Here is a 19,033-nt window from a genome sequence, read left to right on the forward strand (position 1 = left end):
CCGACGACGAGGCCCGTGCCGGAACTCCGCCGGCACCGGCCTCTGTCGGTTTCGATGTCACATGACCAGGCCGCCGTCGACCGCCAGGATCTGGCCGGTGACGAACGAGGCGGCGTCGGAGGCCAGGAAGACGAAAGCGCCCGCCACCTCCTGTGGTTCGGCCCAGCGCCGCATCGGAATGCGGCTGAGCATCTGCTCGGCGAACCGGGGATCGGTGCGAATCGTCTCGGTCATCGGCGTCGCCGCGGCCGGGGCCAGCGCGTTGACGGTGATCTGCTTGCGCGCGAGCTCCTTCGCCAGCGACTTGGTCATGCCGACGATGCCGGATTTGGCGGCCGAGTAGTTCACCTGCCCGAGCGTGCCGACCAGACCCGCCGACGACGTCACGTTGATGATGCGCCCCGTCCCGTCGGCCGGGAGATACGGCAGCGCCGCCTGGGTGCAGCGGAACGCGCCGAGCAGATGGATGTCGAGCATCCGCAGCACCGACTCCTCGGTGGTGGCTCCGAACATCGCGGGCTCGGTGATCCCGGCGTTGTTCACCACGATGTTGAGCGTGCCGCCACCGGCCTGTGCCGCGAGTGCGGCCGCGGCGTCGGCGGCGGCCCGGTCGCGGACATCCAGCGCCGTCGCGGTGGCCCGGCCGCCGTCGGCGACGATCTTGTCCGCCGTGGCTTCGGCTGCGCCACCGTCGATATCGGTGACGACGACGGTCGCGCCCTGCGCGGCCAGCGCGGCGGCGACGGCGGCGCCGATACCGCCGCCGGCTCCGGTGACGAGTGCCGCACGGCCGGTCAGGTCGAACAGGGTGCTGATGTTCACAGGGCTCCTCGAACTCGGAAACGGTGGTGGAGTCGCGGATCAGACGACATCGAAGCGCACCGGAAGTGCGGTCGGCGAGCGGAAGGGCTGGCCGAAGATGTGCGGATCACCGTCGGGCAGCAGGGTGATCCTGGTCAGCCTGCGCAGCAGCGCCTCCATCGCGACCCGGGTTTCCATGCGCGCCAGGTGCAGTCCGAGGCAGGTGTGAGCGCCCGCGGTGAAGCTGATGTGCGGCAGGCGGGGCCGGAAGATGTCGAACTCCTCCGACCGCTCCCAGCGGGATTCGTCGCGGTTGGCCGATCCGAGGCACAGGTCCAGCACCGCGCCCGCCGGGATGGCGACACCGTCGAGTTCGGTGTCCTCGGTGACATAGCGCTGTACCAGCGTCAGCGGTGTCTCGAACCGCAGTCCCTCCTCGATCGCCTGCGGTAGCAGACCGGGGTTGTGCTGGATCGCCGCGAACTGGTCGGGATGGGTCAGCAGCTGGAAGAGCAGATTGCCCGAGGACCGGTAGGTGGTCTCGAGCCCGGCGGGCAGCAGCAGCCGCAGGAAGGAGTAGATCGCGCGATCGGACAGCTTCTCGCCGTCGATCTCCGCGGTGACCAGATTGCTGATGATGTCGTCGGCGGGCGCGGACCGCCGGATCTCGATGTGCTCGAGAAAGTACTCCTTGAGGTCTTTGGAGGCCTGCAATGCGCGGGGCACGTTGCCCGCGTAGCTGATGATCGCCACCGCGGCTTCCCGGAAGAACGGAAGGTCTTCCTCCGGCAGGCCCAGCAGCCGGGCGATGACCCGGGTGGGGAACTCGAAGGTGAAGTCGCGCACCAGATCCGCGCGGCCTTCCGCGATGAACTCGTCGATCAGCTTGTCGCAGATCGGGCGCACGATCTCGGGCTCCCACGTCACCAGCGATTGCGGTTTGAACGCGGCCGAGACCAGGTTGCGGTGCGCCTTGTGGGTCAGGCCGTTCATCGCCAGGATCGTCGGCCCCATGAACACCCCGATGGTGGCGTCGTAGAGCTGGGTGCTGAACACCGATCCGTTGCGCAGCGCCTGATTCACGGCCGACCAGGACACGGCGGCGAAGGTGTCGGTGGGGCGCAGTTCCGCGGGGGTGCGGGAGTAGTCCATCACCGTCCCGTGGAACACACCGCCCGCGCGCCTGCGTGCCGCGAAGAACGGGTAGGGGTCATGGGGATCGGGCACCTCTGCGACCGTCGCTGCGGGGTCCTCGACGGGACTGTTCACGGATCACCTCTGACTTCGTCACGCCGAACGGCGGAGTGGACGTATTTACTGTAAGACATACAGTATATGAGTCGACACCGGTCCGGGCAATGTGGCCGGGACCGGTGCCGGTGTCCTGGGGTCAGAGCTCGACGGCCGGTCCGACCGTCATCGGCGCGACGAAACCGCCGTCGACGTGCACGTCCTGGCCGTTGATCCATCGCGAGCCGGGGCCGGTGAGGAAATCGATCACCGGCACGATGTCGGCGACCGTGGCGTGCCGCCCGATCGTGGCCTTCACGGCGTCGAGGACTTCCTTGCCCATCGACGCCTCGAAGTCGGTCAGGATCGGGGTATCGGTGGGGCCGGGGCTGACGGTGTTGACCCGCACGCCGTACTTCTGCCACGCCGACGGTGCCAGGCGCTTGGCGAAGATGATCGCGGCCTGCTTGGACGTGCTGTAGACGGGGTAGGCCGGGTCCTGGGTCCGCTGCCAATCCCGCACGGCCGCGATATCGGTGGCGGCGAGGAGCCCGGCGAGGTCGTCGATGCGCTGCTGCCAGCCGAGCGCCGCCACCGAGGCCACGGTGGCGATCGCGCCGCCCTGGCGCAGCAGGGGCAGCATGCCGGTGGTGAACAGCCGCATGCCGAGATAGTTCACCGCCAGGACGTCGTCGGCGGGTGCGGTACCGGGGACGCCGGCGACGAAAGCCAGGGCGTCCCAGTCGCCGCCGATCCGGCCGAGCAGGTCGGTGATGGCCGCCGCGTCGCGCAGATCGCAGATCTCCTGTCGCGCCGCCGGGGTGTCGCCGGGGCGCAGATCGACCGCGAGGACGTGGTCGCCACGTTCGTGGAAGTGGGTCGCGGCGGCGGCCCCGATGCCCGATCCGGCACCGACCACGACGATCCTGCGCTGCTGGGAACTCATCAACTCTACCCCTTCGTAGATGCGACAGAAGTATTTACCGAATGCTTGACAGTAAGCCCAACTATAAATCACTGTTGTGACCTAGACAACGCGCTCACCGGCGTCGGGTGACACCACCGGAGCCGGTCGGGCGAGCCGAGAATCCGAAAGGGTGCTGATGAGCATGCCGGTCGTCGACGAAGCCGCGAACGTCCTCGCGGATCCCACGGTCTACACCGATGAGAAGAGGCTGCACACCGCGCTGGCCGCGCTGCGGGCGGGCAATCCGGTGGCGCGGGTGGAGGTGCCCGACTACAAGCCGTTCTGGGCGCTCACCAAGCACGCCGACATCATGGCCGTCGAACGCGCCGACAAGCGGTTCACGAACTGGCCGCGGCCGGTGCTGATGACCGCGCGGTCGGACGAGATGCAGGCCGCGGTCGGCATCAAGACCCTGATCCACATGGACGACCCACAGCACCGGGTCGTGCGCGCGATCGCCGCGGACTGGTTCGCGCCCAAGGCCATGCGCGCGATGAAGCTGCGGATCGAGGAACTCGCCGTGCGCTACGTCGATCGGATGCGCGACACCGGCGGCGAATGCGATTTCGTCAGCGAGGTCGCGGTGAACTTCCCGCTGTATGTGATCATGTCGCTGCTCGGGGTGCCCGAATCGGACTTCCCGCTCATGCTCAAGCTGACCCAGGAGCTCACCGGCAACGACGACGCCGAGCTCACCCGGTCGACCCCGGCGGACGAGAGCATGAACGCGCTCATCGAGATGTTCGCCTACTTCCAGAAACTCACCGAATCGCGTCGCGCGCAGCCGACCGCCGATCTGGCCTCCACCATCGCGAACGCGACGATCGACGGCGAGCCGCTCTCGGACGTGGACATCGTGTCGTACTACGCGATCATCGCGACCGCGGGACACGACACCACTAGCAGCAGCATCTCCGGCGGATTGCGCGCGCTCGTCGAGCATCCCGATCAGCTCGACCGGCTCCGCGGTGACCTGGGGCTCATGCCTCGGGCCACCGAGGAGATCATCCGCTGGGTGACCCCGGTGAAGGCCTTCATGCGCACCGCGGTCGAGGATTCGGTGATCAGCGGTGTCACCGTCCCGGCGGGCGATTCGCTGCTGCTGTCGTACGCGTCGGCCAACCGCGACGAGGACGTGTTCGACGACCCGTTCCGGTTCGACGTCGGCCGCGAACCCAACAAGCACGTCGCCTTCGGGTACGGAGTGCACTTCTGCCTCGGTGCCGCGCTCGCGCGCATGGAGATCAGCAGCTTCTTCAACGAACTGGTGCCCAGGCTGACATCGGTGGAGCTCGCCGGTGAACCCGAGCTCACCGCAACGACATTCGTGGGCGGCCTCAAGCGCCTGCCGATCCGCTTCACCCTGGATTGACCCGAGCCCCGGCCGATCCGTTCCCCGCCCCGTGTGCCCGCCGCGGCACGCTCATCAGAGAAGACAGGCCCGAAATGAACCATGCCGATACCTGGGACGAGACCCTCGACGATCTCGAGCGGCGGCGCACCCGTGTGCTCGAGATGGGTGGCCCCGAGCGCGTCGAAAAACATCGCGGCAAGGGCAAACTCGACGCACGGGCCCGGATCGAGCACCTGCTCGACCCGGGCACCTTCCAGGAATTCGGCACGCTGGTCGGCGGCGCGGTCGCCGCAGACGCGATCGTGGCGGGCTCGGGGCTGATCAACGGCGTACCGGTGATGGTCGGCGCCGAGGACTTCACCACTCTCGCCGGCACCATCGCCCCCGGCAGCAACGCCAAGCGCTACCGGCTGGCCGAACTCGCGGTGCGCGACCGGGTTCCGCTGGTGATGCTGCTGGAAGGCGCGGGATTCCGGCCCACCGGCGACCACTACGGCCGTACGCCGACCGATCTGCTGGCCCAGGCCCAGTGCTCGGGCAAGGTGCCGGTGGTCACCGCGGTCCTCGGCCCCTCGGCAGGCCACGGCGCGCTGATCGCGCCCGTGGCCGACTTCGCGATCATGAGCAAGCAGGGCGCGATCTTCACCGCAGGGCCGCCGGTGGTGAAGATGTCGACCGGTGAGGACGTCTCGAAGGAGGATCTGGGCGGCCCCGACGTCGCGATTCCCAGCGGGGTCGTCCACAACGTCGGCGAGACCGACGAGGACGTCCTCGACGAGATCCGCCGCTACCTGTCGTACTTCCCGCCGAGCGCGTGGTCCTACCCGCCGGTCTACCAGGCCGACGCGTCGACGGAACCCCGTGCGACACCGGAACTCCTCGGCATCGTCTCCCGGGACAACCGCAACTCCTACGACATGCGGGCCGTGCTCGACGTGGTCTTCGACGACACCGACTGGTTCGAGGTCCAGCCCGGCCACGGCACCGCCGTCATCTGCGCGCTGGCGCACCTGGGCGGTCATCCGGTCGCCGTGATCGCCAATCAGCCGCAGGTGCTGGCCGGGTCGATCGATGCCGACGCCGCGGACAAGGCGGCGCATTTCATCATGGTCGCCGACTCCTTCCATCTGCCGATCATCTTCCTCGCCGACAACCCCGGCATGCTGCCCGGCAGCGAGTCCGAACGGGAAGGCGTGCTGCGCAGCGGCGCGAGGATGTTCGTCGCGCAGACCGCGGCGACCACGCTGAAACTGCACGTGACGTTGCGCAAGGCCTACGGATTCGGCTCCATGGTGATGTCGCTGATCGGATTCGACGGCCAGGCGGGCACCTTCGCCTACCCCGGAGCGACGATGGGAGCGATGAGCGCGGCCGCGCTGAGCAACGCCTCGCACGCGGAGGAGGAGCTCGCCGCCGAACTGCGTGAGATGGAATTGACGGCGTCGTATCACTCGGCCGAGCACATGGGCTTCGACGAGCTCATCCGGCCGGAGGAGACCCGCAACACCTTGCTGCGGTCGCTGCAACGTGGCATCTACGCCCGGCAGGCGGCGGCGCAGCCGGTCGGGCGCACGGTCATCCTGCCCTGAACCGGGTGACGACGAAGGGGGTCGGGCGGCTGCCCGACCCCCTTCGTCGATGGTTCAGTGATCGGACTCGGTGAACCGGATGATGCCGCGCAGTCCGGGGGTGCGGTGGATCTCCCCGTACGCCTCGTTGATCTGGTCGAGCCGGTACTCCTTGGTGCCCGCCGCGTCGAGGTCCAGGTCGCCGAGTTTGTGCAGCGCGAGCACCTCGAGGATGTCCTCGTGCGGGTTGCCGCCGCCGAACAGGGTGGCCTGGATGTTCTTCTGCAGCAAGGCGCGCATCGACAACGTGAGGGCGGCCTCACCGGCCATGGTGGGACCCATGGCGGTGAGGACACAGGTACCCGTTCGCGCGGTCAGGTTCAGCCACGCCTCCAGATCGTGTCCGTCGCGGCGGCTCATCGACGCGATCACCTTGTGGCACATGCGTCCCGCGGTCGCGTCGGCGATCGCCGTGGTGGCGGTCGCGAGGTCCGGGAAAACCGCGGTCGCGCCGAGCTTCTCGGCCTGCGCGCGTTTCCAGGCGACCGGATCGACGACGAACACCCGGCCCGCGCCCGACAGCACCGCGCCTTGCAGCGTGGACGCCCCCGCCCCCGCCAAACCGACGATGGCAACATCGTCACCGGGCTGGATCCGTGCGGTGTGCACGGCTGATCCGTAGCCGGTGGTGATGCCGCAGCCGACGAGACAGGCGATCTCGAACGGGATCGAGGGGTCGATCTTGACCACCGAGGCGCGATGCACGACGGCATAGGGCGCGAACGCTCCCACCAGGGCCATCGGATAGACGTCGCGGCCACCGGCGGTGACCCGGAAACTGCCGTCGGCGACGGCGGCGCCGCCGAGCAGGCCCGCGCCGAGGTCGCACAGATTGCACAGTCCGGCCCGGCACGGCGGGCAGACGCCGCAGGAGGGCACGAACGACATCGCCACGTGATCACCCACCCGCAGATCGTCGACGCCCCCGCCGATCTCGACGACGACGCCCGCGCCTTCGTGGCCGCCCAGGACGGGGAAACCGGCCAGGTCGAGGTCCCCGGTCGCCAGATGGTGGTCGGCATCGCACAATCCGGCCGTCTCCATCCGGATCTTGACCTCACCGGCCCGCGGGTCGCCGATCTCGATTTCCTCGATCGACCACGCCTGGTGCCGGTCCCGGATCAGTGCGCCTTTGGTTTTCATCGGACCTTCTTCGTTGTGTCGGGCGGGGACGTGGGGTCGGCCGGGTCAGCGGCCCTGGAAGTCCGGGGCGCGGCGCTGCCGGAACGCCGCCAGACCTTCCTTGAAATCCGCGGTACGACAGGCGAGTTCGAGCGCGTAGAGCTCGTTGTCCATGGCCTCGGCGAGCCCGGTGCCGAGGTTGCGGTGGACGGCCCGCTTGGCCAGACCCAGCGCGACCGTCGGCGCGCTCGCCAGCCGGTCGAGCAGTTCGGCAGTGGCGTTGTCGAGGTCGGCCGGTGCGGTGGTGGCGTGGATCAGGCCCCAGTCCGCGGCCTCGGTGGCGGAAATCTTCTCGCCGAGCAGCAGCATGCGTTTCGCCCGGGCGAGCCCGACGAGCCGGGGCAGCAGCCAGGTGGCGCCCGAATCGGGGCTGAACCCGCGCGGCAGGAAGGGTTCCCAGAACACCGCGTCGGTGTCGGCGAGGGTGAAGTCGGCGGCGAGGGCCAGATTGCACCCGAGCCCGGCCGCCCATCCCCGCACGGTGCACACCACGGGCAGGTGGCAGGCGTGCAGGAGTTCGATCACGCGGTGGGCGGTGTGGGGGATGCGGCGGACCAGATCGCCGGCAGGCGGCCTGCGTCCGGCGTCGTTGGTCGAGACCCAGTCGACACCGGCGCAGAAGTGCTCGCCCGCACCGCTGAGGTGGACGACGCGCAGCTGCTCGTCGGTAGCGGCGCCGGTCAGCGCCGCGGTCAAGGTGTCGATCATGCCGGGGGACAGGGCATTACGCCGGGTGCGCCGATGCAGCGTCAGGCGCAGTACCGGCCCGTCGCGGGTGACGTCGACCCTGCCCGTGGTGTCCTCGTCTTCGCCTGCCACCCGCATGCCACCTTCCGATCATCGACGTCATAATTACTGTCGCTGATACTGTAAACGATACCGTTCCGGCTGGAGAGTGTTCGGGTTTGCAGCCGAATTCCTTGCTTTCAGCCCTACTGTTACGTATACAGTAGTCATATCTATTCGAGCTGCGGTACGTCGTGCGGCCACCGGGACGCGGTGGATCGACACCGGTGGCCACATGTCGAAGCGACCCCGTGACACGAGAGGATGTTGATGACCGCGCTCAGCTGTTCGGCGATCGACGTCGGCAACCAGTACTACGAGCCGCTCGCCGCCCTCACCTTCGACGGGCGATCGCCCAGAGCTGTGCCGGACGGCACCGCCGTGTCCGGTGACGCCGGCAGCGGAGTGCCGCGGTGAGCGAGTGGACGATCAGCGCGGTCTTCGACGAGATCGCCGCGGCGGTACCCGACCGCACGGCCACGGTCTGCGGCGAACGACGCCGTAGCTTCGGCGACACGGCACTGCGCACCCGCCGATTCGCGAACTTCCTCGCGGGCCGGGGATTCGGCGTGCACACCGAACGGACCGAGCTCGACCGGTGGGAATGCGGTCAGGACCGCATCGCGCTCGTCCTGCGCAACGACCAGTATCTCGACGTGATGCTGGGCTGCCTGAAAGCCCGTGTGGTGCCGGTCAATATCAACCACCACTACACCGTCCACGAGATCCGCGACCTGCTGGCCTACCTGCGGCCCCGCGGCATCGTCTACCACCGCTCGTTCGGACCCGTCGTCGCCGAGGCGATGCCCGAGGGGGTCGACCTTCTGATCTCGGTCGAGGACGGCAGCCGGATCCCCGAGATCGCCGGCGCGACCGGATACGAGAACGCGGTGACCGTCGGCCGTCCGGAACCGGTGATCGAGACCTCGCCCGACGACCTGGTCATGCTGTGCACCGGCGGGACCACCGGCAGGCCGAAGGGTGTGCTCTGGCGGCAGGGCGACATGTACGTCTCGTCCATGAACGGCGCCGATCACGAAGTGCCGGACGGGCTGTACCAGTTGGCGCGGATGACCGGGCACGTGTGGTTCGCGGTGTCACCGCTGTCGCACGCGGCCGGCATCTGGACCTCGTTCGCGGGCCTGCTGGCCGGGCAGACCGTGGTGCTCTACGACGACCGCGAGCGCTTCGACGCCGCCAACGCCTTGCGGATCGCCGAGGCTGAGCGGGCCGCGCTCATGACCATCGTCGGCGACGCCTACGCCGGGCCGCTGGTCCGCGCGTTGCGCGCCGGCGACTACGACCTGTCGGCGCTGCTGGCGATCGGCACCGGCGGCGCGGCGACGAATCCGGTGCACCGGCACGACCTGCTCGAGCTGCTGCCCCACGCCTACATCGTCGAAGGCTACGGATCCTCCGAAACCGGGGGAATGGGCTTCGGCCGCAGCACCCGCGGCAACGAGGTCGACACCTTCGCCCCGATGCCCGGCGGCACCGCGGTGTCGCACGACCGCACCCGTTTCCTGACGCCGGGAGAGACCGAGGTCGGCTGGGCGGCCCGGACCGGCCGGGTGCCGCTGGGCTACTTCCAGGACCGCGAGGCCACCGAACGCACCTTCCCCGAGATCGCCGGCGTGCGCACCGCGGTGCCCGGCGACCGGGCCACCGTCGACGCCGACGGAACCCTGCGACTGCTCGGGCGCGACGCCCTGGTCGTGAACACCGGCGGCGAGAAGGTGTTCGTCGAGGAAGTCGAGGAGGTCCTGCGCGCCCACCCGGACATCCGCGACGCGCTGGTCGTCGGACGACCCAGTGCCACTTGGGGAAACGAAGTGGTCGCACTGGCGTGCACGGATACCCCCGGCGACGACATCGCGGCGGCGCTGCGCGACCTGTGCCGGTCGCGCCTGGCCGGATTCAAGGTCCCCAAAGCGGTGATCTTCGTCGAGGAGATCCGGCGGCTCGGCAACGGAAAGCCGGACTACCGGTGGGCCATGCAGCGGGCGGTCGAGGAAACCGCGGAAGGAATCGGAGCATGAGCGAACGCAAGGTCAACGACTGCCTGGTCAATGTGCACTTCGGCGAACGGGCTCAACCGCCCTGGATGCTCAAGGTCCGCGACGACTACTTCAAGGGCGGCGGCTCGATGTACGCCCCGGTCGACCTCGACGCCCTGCTCGGTGAGATGGACGAACAAGGCGTCGAGAAGGCGGTGCTGATGTACTCGATGGTCACGCCGTCGACGACCGCGCTGAAATTCGTCGAACAGCGACCGGACCGGTTCTCCCTGGCGGTCAACGGAGTCGACCTGCTGCACCCGGTCCCGGCGCTGCGGGAACTGTCGGCACTCGTGCGCGATCTGCCCGTCAGCTATACGACGACCGGCGCCAGCTTCTGGGGCGACGGCCGGTATCCGCCCACCGATGCCGTGTATTACCCGCTCTACTACAAATGCGCGGAAATGGGTCTGCCGCTGTGCATGAACACCGGCCTTCCCGGCCCGCCGATTCCGGGTGAAGTGCAGAACCCGATCTATCTCGATCGCGTCTGCTACCAGTTTCCGGAATTGCGGCTGTGCATGATCCATGGCGCCGACCCCTGGTGGGACACTGCCATCCGACTGCTCATCAAGTACGAGAATCTGCGCTTGATGACCTCGGCCTGGTCACCGAAACGTCTGCCGGACAGCCTCATCCACTTCATGCGGACCCGGGGCAAGAACAAGGTGATCTTCGGCTCGGACTGGCCGGTCCTGGCCATGCGCCGGGTGGTGCCCGAGGCGCTGGCGCTGGATCTGCCCGAGGACGTGGTGGACAACTACCTCTACAACAACGCCCAGGAATTCTTCTTCGGCGACCGGCCCGTCAGCAGCTGACGCAGGCGAAATCAGGAGCAAACCACAATGGACCGTTACGAATTGCGCAGGCAAGACTACTCCCTGTCCGCCGACCAGACCGAACTCCAAGCCGTCTACGCGAAGTTCTTCCGCTCGCGGAGTCCGATCGACACCGTCCGGGCCGCCGAGGAAACCGGCTTCGACAAGGACCTGTGGGAACAGCTGTGCACTACCGGCGCCACCACGATGGCACTGCCCGAAGCCGCCGGTGGTGACGGTGCGACGCTGGTCGACTTGTCGCTGGTCGCCGAGGAACTCGGCCGTGCGCTCGCTCCGGTGCCCTGGATCGACCACGTCTGCGCCGCCCGGCTGCTCGCCCGCCTCGGCGCGCTGACCGGTGCGGCAGGCAGCGCCGTCGTCGAGGGCGAGCGCCTGGTCGCGCTCGACACCCGCGTCGATTCCGCGACCGGGCGGCGACTCGTCGGCGCCGCCGCCGCGGCCGACCGGATCATCGTGCGCGACGGCGAGGAGATCGTCGAGCTGGGCTTCGACACCCGCCCGACGCCGGTCGCCAATATCGGCAAGCTACCGATGGCGTGGGTGGATCCCGCCGCGGCCGACCACCGGACAGTACTGGCCGCGGGGGCAGCGGCCCTGGCCGAATACGATCGCGCCCTGGACGAATGGCGGGTACTCACCGCGGCCGCCCTGGTCGGGCTCGTCGAGGAGACCCTGCGGATCGCCGCGGAGTTCGCGACCACCCGCTACACGATGGGCGTGCCGATCTCGACGCTGCAGGGCATCTCGCACCCGCTGGCCGATATCGCGATCACCGTCCACGCCGCCCGCAACCTGACCCGGCGCGCGGCCTGGTTCCTCGAACACGAACCCACCGTGCAGCCGGGTCTGCCCGCCGCGGCCTTCGTCTACATCGCCGAAGCGGCGCCCAAAGCGGCGACCACGGCGACTCACGTCCAGGGCGGTCTCGGCGTGTCCGAGGAATCGGCGGCCGCGTCCTACCTCCTCCGGGCCAGGGGCTGGCCGTTGGCCGCCGGTGACCTCGGAGCCAGCGCGGTGCAGGTCGCCGAACTCTTCGCCGCGGCGACCGCCTAGAAACGGAGTACGAACATGGATTTCTCACGCGTCGAACTGTCCAGCGAGGATCGGCAATTCCTCGACGGGGCACGGGAATTCCTCGCCACCCACGTCACCGACGAGGTGCGGCGCCGGGACCGCGAGACCGGCGACAACTTCGACGAGGGCGTCCATCTGGCCCTCGGTGCGGCCGGCTGGCTGAGCGCCGAACTCGCCGACGAGAGCGACGGGGGACTGGGCAGGCTGCGCAGGCGCCTGTGGGACCTGGAGAAGCGGCGGGTGCACATTCCCTGGGTCACCTGGGGCACCACCGCCATCGTGGCGACCTCGGTGCGCTCGCACGGTTCCGCGGAATTGCAGGCCGAGGTTCTGCCGGGGCTGGAGCGCGGCGAGATCCGGCTGTGCCTGGGCTACACCGAACCCGAGGGCGGATCCGATGTCGCGATGTGCAAGACCAGGGCGGTGCGCGACGGCGACCAGTGGGTGATCAACGGCTCGAAGATGTTCACCACCGGTGCGCACAACTGCCAGTACGTCTTCCTCATCACCAACACCGACCCCGAGGCGCGTAAACACAAGAGCCTCACCATGTTCCTGGTGCCACTGGACAGTCCGGGCATCGAGATCCAGGGCATCAAGACGGTCGACGGCGACCGCACGAACATCGTGTACTACAGCGATGTCCGGGTCGACGACAGGTACCGCCTCGGCGCGGTCAACGAGGGCTGGTCGGTCCTGATGGGTCCGCTCAGCACCGAACACGGCGTGGTCGACGCCGAAGCCGACGGACTGCAGGACGTGTCGATCCTCGTGCACCAGGGCACCATGATGGCGACCTCGGTCGACCGGGTCACCGCGATCGCGGCGACGCCGGGGCCCGGCGGGCAGCGGCTGCTCGACGACCGCTCGGTGGCGCTGCGGCTGGGCCGCAGCATCGCCCGGATGGAAGCGGCCCTGTCCGCACCGCACATGTTCGGCCGGGTGGCCATCGCCCAGACCATGCGCGACATCTCCCCGGACCTGATGGACATTCTCGGGCCCGCCGCCGCGCTGCCGATCGACACCGAGGGCGCGGCCGACGACGGCGGCATGGAATACATCTTCCGGTGGGCGCCGCTGTGCGGCATCTACGGCGGCACCCTCGAGGTGTTCCGCAACATGATCGCCCAGCACATCCTCGGACTCGGCAGGCCCACCTACGCACCGCTCGCCACGCCGAAGGCCAAGGCGAGCTGACCGGCTCGGAGGGAGTACCCGTGGCCGAGGACACCCAGCGGCTGCCACCGCCGACGACGCCGGAGACCGAATTCTATTGGGCCTCCGGCGCCGACGGCCTGCTGCGCTTCCGGCAGTGCCGGTCGTGCGCCGCGCTCGTGCATCCACCGCGGCCGGTGTGCCGGTACTGCCGGGGCGAGGACTTCGACATCCAGGCGGTCTCGGGGTACGCCACGCTGATCGGATTCACCGTCAACCACCGCTTCGCGGTGCCCGGTCTGCCCGCACCGTATGTCGTCGCCCAGGTCGCGATCGCCGAGGACGACCGGGTTCGGCTGACCACCAACGTGATCGGCGCCGACCCGGCCGATCTCATACTGGGACAGCGGATGATCGTGGAATTCCAGCAGGCGGGCCGGAGCTGGCTGCCACTGTTCCGGCCGGCGGATCCAGCGGCGGCGGAACCGCTTTCGGCGCTGCCCACGGATCCGGTGGAACCGGCACGGCTGCGCGGGCGGATTCGCGGGCCGGTGACCGAGGCCAAGTTCGAGGACCGGGTCGCGATCACCGGCATCGGCCGGTCCCGGATCGGCCGTCGGCTGCTGGCCGACCCGATGTCGCTGACGGTGCAGGCGTGCCGGGCGGCGGTGCAGGACGCGGGACTGTCCTTCGACGACATCGACGGACTGTCGACCTACCCCGGATCCGGCGACTTCGGGCCGTTCGGTGAGGGCGGTGTCACCGCGGTGGAATCGGCACTCGGCCTGTATCCGACCTGGCACAACGGTGGCGCCGAAACCTTCGGGCCCGGCGGATCGGTGATCGCGGCCATGCTCGCCGTCGCCGGCGGGCTGGCCCGGCACGTCCTGTGCTTCCGCACGGTCTGGGAATCGAGCTACGGCGAACTCGTGCGGACCGGGCGGATCATCCCGTCGGGTGGCATCACCGATCCCTGGCTGGTGCCCTTCGGCGCCGTGTCGGCCGCGCACCTGCTGGCGCAGACCGCGCAACGCCACTTCCACCGCTACGGCACCGACCGGGAGACCCTGGGCTGGATCGCGCTCAACCAGCGCGCCAACGCGGCGCTGGACCCGAGCGCGATCTACCGGGATCCGCTGACCATGGACGACTACCTGTCCGCGCGCACGATCACCACCCCGTTCGGTCTCTACGACTGCGACGTCCCCTGCGACGGCGCCGTCGCCGTGGTCGTCTCCGCGCGCGAAACCGCGGCCGATCTGGCCCAGCCCGCCGTCCTGGTGGAAGCGGTCGGAACGCAGATCGCCGAACGCCTGGAATGGGATCAGAGCACCCTCACCCACGAACCGCAGGTGCTCGGCCAGGCCGCCCACCTGTGGTCACGCACCGACCTGCGCCCCGACGACGTGGATGTCGCCCAGCTGTACGACGGCTTCACCTTCAACTGCCTGTCCTGGATCGAAGCCCTCGGCTTCTGCGGCATCGGCGAGGCGAAGGACTTCCTGGCCGGCGGCGTCAACATCGCCCGCGACGGCGTTCTGCCGCTCAACACCCACGGCGGTCAGCTCTCGCACGGGCGCACCCACGGCATGGGCCTGATCCACGAAGCGGTCACCCAGCTGCGCGGGCAGGCGGAACAGAGACAGATACCGGACGCCCGCGTAGCGGTCGTCAGCAGCGGGGGACTGACCCCCAGCGGAGTGATGTTGTTGCGGAGGGACGCATGAGTAGCGAGAACGGTCCGGCCACCACCGGTCCGGTGACCACCCGCACGGTCGACGTGGCGGGCATGAGGTTCTCGGCGCTGTGCGCCGAGGTCGCCGAGCCACGCGCGGTGGTGGTCGCCCTGCACGGCGGCGCCACCACCGCACAGTACTTCGATCTGCCGGACCGGCCGTGGTTGTCGCTGCTCCGGCTCGGCGCGCGGCTGGGGTTCACCGTGCTGGCGCTCGACCGCCCCGGCTACGGCGAATCCGCGCCGTGGGATCGCTCTTTCGACCCACCCCAGCAGCGGGTGGACGCCACCTTCGCCGCGATCGACGCACTGCTCGGCACCGATCCGCGCGGCGCGGGCGCGTTCGTGCTCGGCCACTCGGCCGGCTGCGATCTGGCGGCCCGGATGGCCGCCGACCCCCGCGGGCACGACCTGCTCGGCCTCGAACTGGCGGGCACCGGCGTGCACAAGCAACCCGCCGCGATCCGGGTCATCGAGGAAATCCACCGCACCCGGCGCCCCGGCGGCATCCGGGACCTGCTGTGGAGCCCGCCGGACGGCTACCCACCCGAGGTGTTCGGCGGCCGGTCCCTGTCCTCGGCCACCCCGGCGTACGAAACCGTCGTCGTGCGGGAGTGGCCGACGGACTTCCCGGTGCTCGCCGAGCAGGTGCGGATCCCGGTGCGGCTGACCCACGCCGAGCACGAACGGGTGTGGCGCACCGATCCCGGCGCGGTGCGCGAGCTGGCCGCGATGTTCACCGCGGCGCCCCGGGTCGTGAACCACGAACAGGCCGGATGTGGCCACAACATGAGCGTCGGCTTCGGCGCCGCGGGCTATCACCTCGGGCTGCTGGCCTTCGTCGAGGAATGCGCGGTGCGAGCCGGAGACCTGGTGACCAATTCGACGAAGAGGAACGACTGATGCAGAGAATGATCGCCCCCGAGATATCCACCTGGCCGGAGCCGGACTTCCAGCTGATCGCCGGATCGTGCGGCGACTGCGGCGCCTCGGTGTTCCCGGTCCAGGACCTGTGCCCGCGCTGTAGCAAGCCCGCGATCGAGCCGATCACGTTGCCACGCACGGGCACCCTCGTCGCCTGGACCACGCAGGGATTCCTGCCCGGCGCACCGTATCTCGGCGACGAGACCGCGGCGACCTTCGTGCCGTTCGGCGTCGGGCTGGTCCAGCTCGGCGACATCATCCGGATCGAGGGGCGGCTGACCGAGAACGATCCGGCGACTTTGACATTCGGGATGAGTGTCGTGCTGACCAGCATCCCCCTCGGTACCGACGCCGAAGGCAACGAGGTTTTCACCTTCGCCTTCCAGCCCGCCTGACGGACAGGAACTTCTGAGATGACCAACGAGGTCGCGATCATCGGTGTGGGTATGCACCCGTTCGGTCGCTTTCCCGGCAAGACCGCCATGCAGATGGGGACCGACGCGATCCGCGCGGCCCTGGCCGACGCCGGCCTGGAGTGGCGGGACATCCAATTCGCCGTCGGCGGCAGCTGGGAGGTCGCCAACCCCGATGCCATCGTGTCGCTGATGGGCCTGACCGGGATCCCGTTCACCAACGTGTTCAACGCGTGCGCCACCTCGGCGTCGGCCACCGAGGCCTGTGCGGACGCCATCCGGCTCGGCAAATACGACATCGGCATCGCGATCGGCATGGACAAGCATCCACGCGGTGCGTTCACCGTCGACCCCACTCTGGTCGGGATGCCGAAATGGTACGGCGAGAACGGTCAGTACCTGACCACCCAGTTCTTCGGGATGAAAGCCAACCGCTACCTGCACGACCACGGCATCTCGGTGGACACCCTCGCCAAGGTCGCCGCCAAGAACTACCGCAACGGCGTGCTCAATCCGAATGCCTTCCGCCGCAAGCCGGTCGCCGAGGCCGACATCCTCGCCGCGCCCATGCTGAACTATCCACTGACCCACTACATGTTCTGTGCGCCGGACGAGGGCGCCGCCGCGGTGATCATGTGCCGCGCCGATATCGCGCACCGGTTCACCAGTACGCCGATCTACGTCCGGGCGGTGGAGGTACGCACCCGCACCTATGGTGCCTATGAGGTGAACACCACCTACGCGCCCGTGCAGGAGGTCGCGTCGCCGTCGGTGTTCGCCGCCCGCGCGGCCTTCGAGAGCGCGGGGATCGCCCCGGCCGACATCGACGTGGTCCAGTTGCAGGACACCGACGCGGGCGCGGAGGTCATCCACATGGCCGAGGCGGGCTTCTGCGCCGACGGCGAGCAGGAACGGCTGATCGCCGAAGGGGCGACCGAGATCTCCGGGACACTGCCGGTGAACACCGACGGGGGGCTCATCGCGAACGGGGAACCGATCGGCGCTTCGGGCATGCGCCAACTGCACGAGCTGGTGTTGCAACTGCGTGGCACCGCCGGTGAGCGGCAGGTCGCCGGCGGCCCGAAGGCCGGATTCGCCCTGCTCTACGGTGCGCCCGGCACCGCGGGCGCGACCATCGTGACGACCTGATCGGGGCAGGCTATGCGATCCCGTGAATGTCCGAGTACCCCATCCGGCACAGGAGGTGCCCTGTGAAAGTCCCGTTCACCTGGAAAGTCACCGGCTGGTTCATGGTCGGTTGGTCCGCAGAATTCCCGCAGGGGGAGACCAAGCCGCTGCACTACTTCGGTGAGGATCTCGTCGCCTACCGGGACGAGGCCGGGGAACTGCACATCCTCACCGGGCACTGCAAACATCTGGGCGCGCACCTCGGTCACGGCGGCAAGGTGGTCGGCGACTGTGTCGAGTGCCCGTTCCACGGCTGGCGGTGGGGCCCCGACGGCAGGAACCGGCACATCCCCGGCGAAGACCGGGTCAACCGCGGCCTGCGGCTGCAGGTGTATCCGGTGAACGAACAGAACGGGTGTGTCTTCCTGTGGCATCACCCCGAAGGCAACCCTCCGTCGTGGGAGATGCCCGACATCCTGCGCATGTTCCCGGAACTGGGCTCCGATCCCGTCGACTACTACCGGCCGTATCCGGAGTTCTCGAGCAAGACCGAACGCGAGCCGGTGCATCCCCAGGTCGTGCTCGAAAACGGTCCGGACAGTCTGCATTTCGAGTACGTCCACGGTGCGACCGTCACCCCGCAGATGCTCGACTACAGCGCCGTCGATCACACCTGGTCGTTCTTGACCGGCTGGCCCGACGCGCGCAGCGACGACCCGGACAAGATGGCGCTGAAGATCCACGCGCAGATGTTCGGTCTCGGTGGTTCGATCAGCGCGTTCGAGGGCTCGTCCCGGCATCGGCTGATCTTCGCCACCACCCCGGTCGACGACGAATCCTCGGACCTGTTCTATTCGATCTGGTGGCCGCGCAATCCCGGTGACGAATCCGATGTTCCGCCACCGGAAGTCCGGGCGCGGGTGGAGAAACAGTTCCTGGTCACAGTCTGGGAGGACCTGAGCATCTGGCGGTACCAGAAATACGTGGAGCACCCGCCGCTCTCGCCCAAGGACGCCAAACCGTATCTCTCCCTGCGCAAGTGGGCGAGGCAGTTCTACGACGTGCCGCCGGTGGACGCGCCGGTGGCACCATGATCACGCCGTGCCGGCGGGCTCCGGCATGACGCGCTGGTCGCTGGCCGAGCTCGTGGCGCCCGGCCACACGGCCATCGTCACCCAGGAACTCCAGGGTGCGGTGGTCGGTGCGTCGGCCGGGCTGCGCGTGCTGGCCGAGGAGGCCCGCGACACCGCGTTGCCCGCGATCGGCGCCCTGCTCCCCGCGGCCAGGGCAGCCGGCGTGCGGGTGGTGCACTGCCTGGTCTGGCGTCGGCCCGATGGCCTCGGTTCCAACCACAACGCGAAGCTGTTCGCCCTCGGCGCGCGCGGCGTGCCGCTGGAGCCTGATACCGAGGCCACCGCGCTGCTGCCCGAATTCGGGCCCGAGCCAGGTGATCTGGTGCTGCGGCGCAGGCACGGGCTCGGTCCCATGGGCGGCACCGATCTCGACGCGGTGCTGCGCAATCTCGGGGTGACGACAGTGGTCGCGGTGGGCGTCTCGCTGAACGTGGCCATCCCGAATCTGGTGATGGACGCGGTCAACGCCGCCTACGACGTGGTGGTGCCCCGGGACGCCGTGGCAGGCGTCCCCCGCGCGTACGGGGCGGCGATGATCGAGAACACACTGTCGATGATCGCCACGATCACCACGACCGAAGAACTACTGGCCGCCTGGCGCTGACCCGATCGGCACCACGAAACACC

General features: G+C 68.9%; 18 protein-coding genes. 13 read left to right on the forward strand and 5 right to left on the reverse strand.

Annotated elements, in window-relative coordinates; genetic code table 11:
* Positions 1–57: 57 nt before the first annotated feature.
* From ACWF9G_RS32990 to ACWF9G_RS33000, 3 genes are all read right to left on the reverse strand, one after another.
* Positions 58–816 (reverse strand): SDR family NAD(P)-dependent oxidoreductase, encoded by a 759-nt coding sequence (locus ACWF9G_RS32990; protein ID WP_452520113.1) that lies wholly within the window; start codon positions 814–816, stop codon positions 58–60.
* A gap of 45 nt (positions 817–861) precedes the next feature.
* Positions 862–2,070, reverse strand: coding sequence for a cytochrome P450 (locus ACWF9G_RS32995; protein WP_452520078.1), 1,209 nt, complete (start codon positions 2,068–2,070; stop codon positions 862–864).
* 121 nt (positions 2,071–2,191) lie between these two features.
* A complete protein-coding gene (locus ACWF9G_RS33000; RefSeq protein WP_452520080.1) occupies positions 2,192–2,977 on the reverse strand; it encodes an SDR family oxidoreductase in 786 nt (261 codons plus the stop codon).
* Between the two features lie 157 nt (positions 2,978–3,134).
* On the opposite strand from ACWF9G_RS33000, the gene ACWF9G_RS33005 reads away from it, so the two are divergent.
* Together ACWF9G_RS33005 and ACWF9G_RS33010 are read left to right on the forward strand one after the other, a co-directional pair.
* A complete protein-coding gene (locus ACWF9G_RS33005) occupies positions 3,135–4,370 on the forward strand; it encodes a cytochrome P450 (protein ID WP_379311447.1) in 1,236 nt (411 codons plus the stop codon).
* A 74-nt stretch (positions 4,371–4,444) separates the two neighbouring features.
* Positions 4,445–5,941 (forward strand): acyl-CoA carboxylase subunit beta, encoded by a 1,497-nt coding sequence (locus ACWF9G_RS33010; RefSeq protein WP_452520081.1) that lies wholly within the window; start codon positions 4,445–4,447, stop codon positions 5,939–5,941.
* 54 nt (positions 5,942–5,995) lie between these two features.
* Here the strand turns inward: ACWF9G_RS33010 and ACWF9G_RS33015 are convergent, their stop codons facing one another.
* Both ACWF9G_RS33015 and ACWF9G_RS33020 read right to left on the reverse strand, forming a co-directional pair.
* Positions 5,996–7,123, reverse strand: a complete 1,128-nt coding sequence (locus ACWF9G_RS33015) for an NDMA-dependent alcohol dehydrogenase (protein ID WP_452520083.1) — start codon at positions 7,121–7,123, stop codon at positions 5,996–5,998.
* 45 nt (positions 7,124–7,168) lie between these two features.
* Positions 7,169–7,981 (reverse strand): enoyl-CoA hydratase/isomerase family protein, encoded by an 813-nt coding sequence (locus ACWF9G_RS33020; RefSeq protein ID WP_452520084.1) that lies wholly within the window; start codon positions 7,979–7,981, stop codon positions 7,169–7,171.
* Positions 7,982–8,218: 237 nt separating this feature from the next.
* Between ACWF9G_RS33020 and ACWF9G_RS33025 the strand changes: the two genes are divergently transcribed.
* The 11 genes from ACWF9G_RS33025 to ACWF9G_RS33075 all read left to right on the forward strand — a co-directional run bounded on the left by ACWF9G_RS33025 (position 8,219) and on the right by ACWF9G_RS33075 (position 19,010).
* Positions 8,219–8,365: a hypothetical protein gene (locus tag ACWF9G_RS33025; protein ID WP_452520086.1), complete on the forward strand. Its 147-nt coding sequence runs from the start codon at positions 8,219–8,221 to the stop codon at positions 8,363–8,365.
* Complete coding sequence (locus ACWF9G_RS33030) at positions 8,362–9,987, forward strand: AMP-binding protein (RefSeq protein ID WP_452520088.1); 1,626 nt, start codon at positions 8,362–8,364, stop codon at positions 9,985–9,987. Before ACWF9G_RS33025 ends, ACWF9G_RS33030 begins: the two co-directional genes overlap by 4 nt.
* Positions 9,984–10,823 carry an amidohydrolase family protein gene (locus tag ACWF9G_RS33035; RefSeq protein ID WP_452520089.1) on the forward strand — a complete coding sequence of 280 codons (840 nt, stop codon included), beginning with the start codon at positions 9,984–9,986 and terminating at the stop codon, positions 10,821–10,823. Before ACWF9G_RS33030 ends, ACWF9G_RS33035 begins: the two co-directional genes overlap by 4 nt.
* A 27-nt stretch (positions 10,824–10,850) precedes the next feature.
* Entirely contained in the window at positions 10,851–11,897 is a 1,047-nt protein-coding gene (locus tag ACWF9G_RS33040; RefSeq protein WP_452520091.1) for an acyl-CoA dehydrogenase family protein, read from the forward strand.
* A gap of 15 nt (positions 11,898–11,912) precedes the next feature.
* Complete coding sequence (locus tag ACWF9G_RS33045) at positions 11,913–13,115, forward strand: acyl-CoA dehydrogenase family protein (protein WP_452520092.1); 1,203 nt, start codon at positions 11,913–11,915, stop codon at positions 13,113–13,115.
* A 20-nt stretch (positions 13,116–13,135) separates the two neighbouring features.
* Entirely contained in the window at positions 13,136–14,800 is a 1,665-nt protein-coding gene (locus ACWF9G_RS33050; protein ID WP_452520093.1) for a thiolase C-terminal domain-containing protein, read from the forward strand.
* Positions 14,797–15,711 carry an alpha/beta fold hydrolase gene (locus ACWF9G_RS33055; RefSeq protein WP_452520095.1) on the forward strand — a complete coding sequence of 305 codons (915 nt, stop codon included), beginning with the start codon at positions 14,797–14,799 and terminating at the stop codon, positions 15,709–15,711. Before ACWF9G_RS33050 ends, ACWF9G_RS33055 begins: the two co-directional genes overlap by 4 nt.
* Complete coding sequence (locus tag ACWF9G_RS33060) at positions 15,711–16,127, forward strand: Zn-ribbon domain-containing OB-fold protein (protein WP_378826267.1); 417 nt, start codon at positions 15,711–15,713, stop codon at positions 16,125–16,127. The genes ACWF9G_RS33055 and ACWF9G_RS33060 overlap by 1 nt, the downstream gene beginning before the upstream one ends.
* Before the next feature lie 18 nt (positions 16,128–16,145).
* Positions 16,146–17,294: a thiolase family protein gene (locus ACWF9G_RS33065; protein ID WP_365011413.1), complete on the forward strand. Its 1,149-nt coding sequence runs from the start codon at positions 16,146–16,148 to the stop codon at positions 17,292–17,294.
* Positions 17,295–17,356: 62 nt separating this feature from the next.
* A complete protein-coding gene (locus ACWF9G_RS33070) occupies positions 17,357–18,367 on the forward strand; it encodes an aromatic ring-hydroxylating oxygenase subunit alpha (protein ID WP_452520097.1) in 1,011 nt (336 codons plus the stop codon).
* Positions 18,368–18,392: 25 nt separating this feature from the next.
* Positions 18,393–19,010, forward strand: a complete 618-nt coding sequence (locus ACWF9G_RS33075) for an isochorismatase family protein (RefSeq protein WP_452520114.1) — start codon at positions 18,393–18,395, stop codon at positions 19,008–19,010.
* Positions 19,011–19,033 lie beyond the last annotated feature (23 nt).

The organism is Nocardia sp. NPDC055029, from assembly GCF_053608525.1.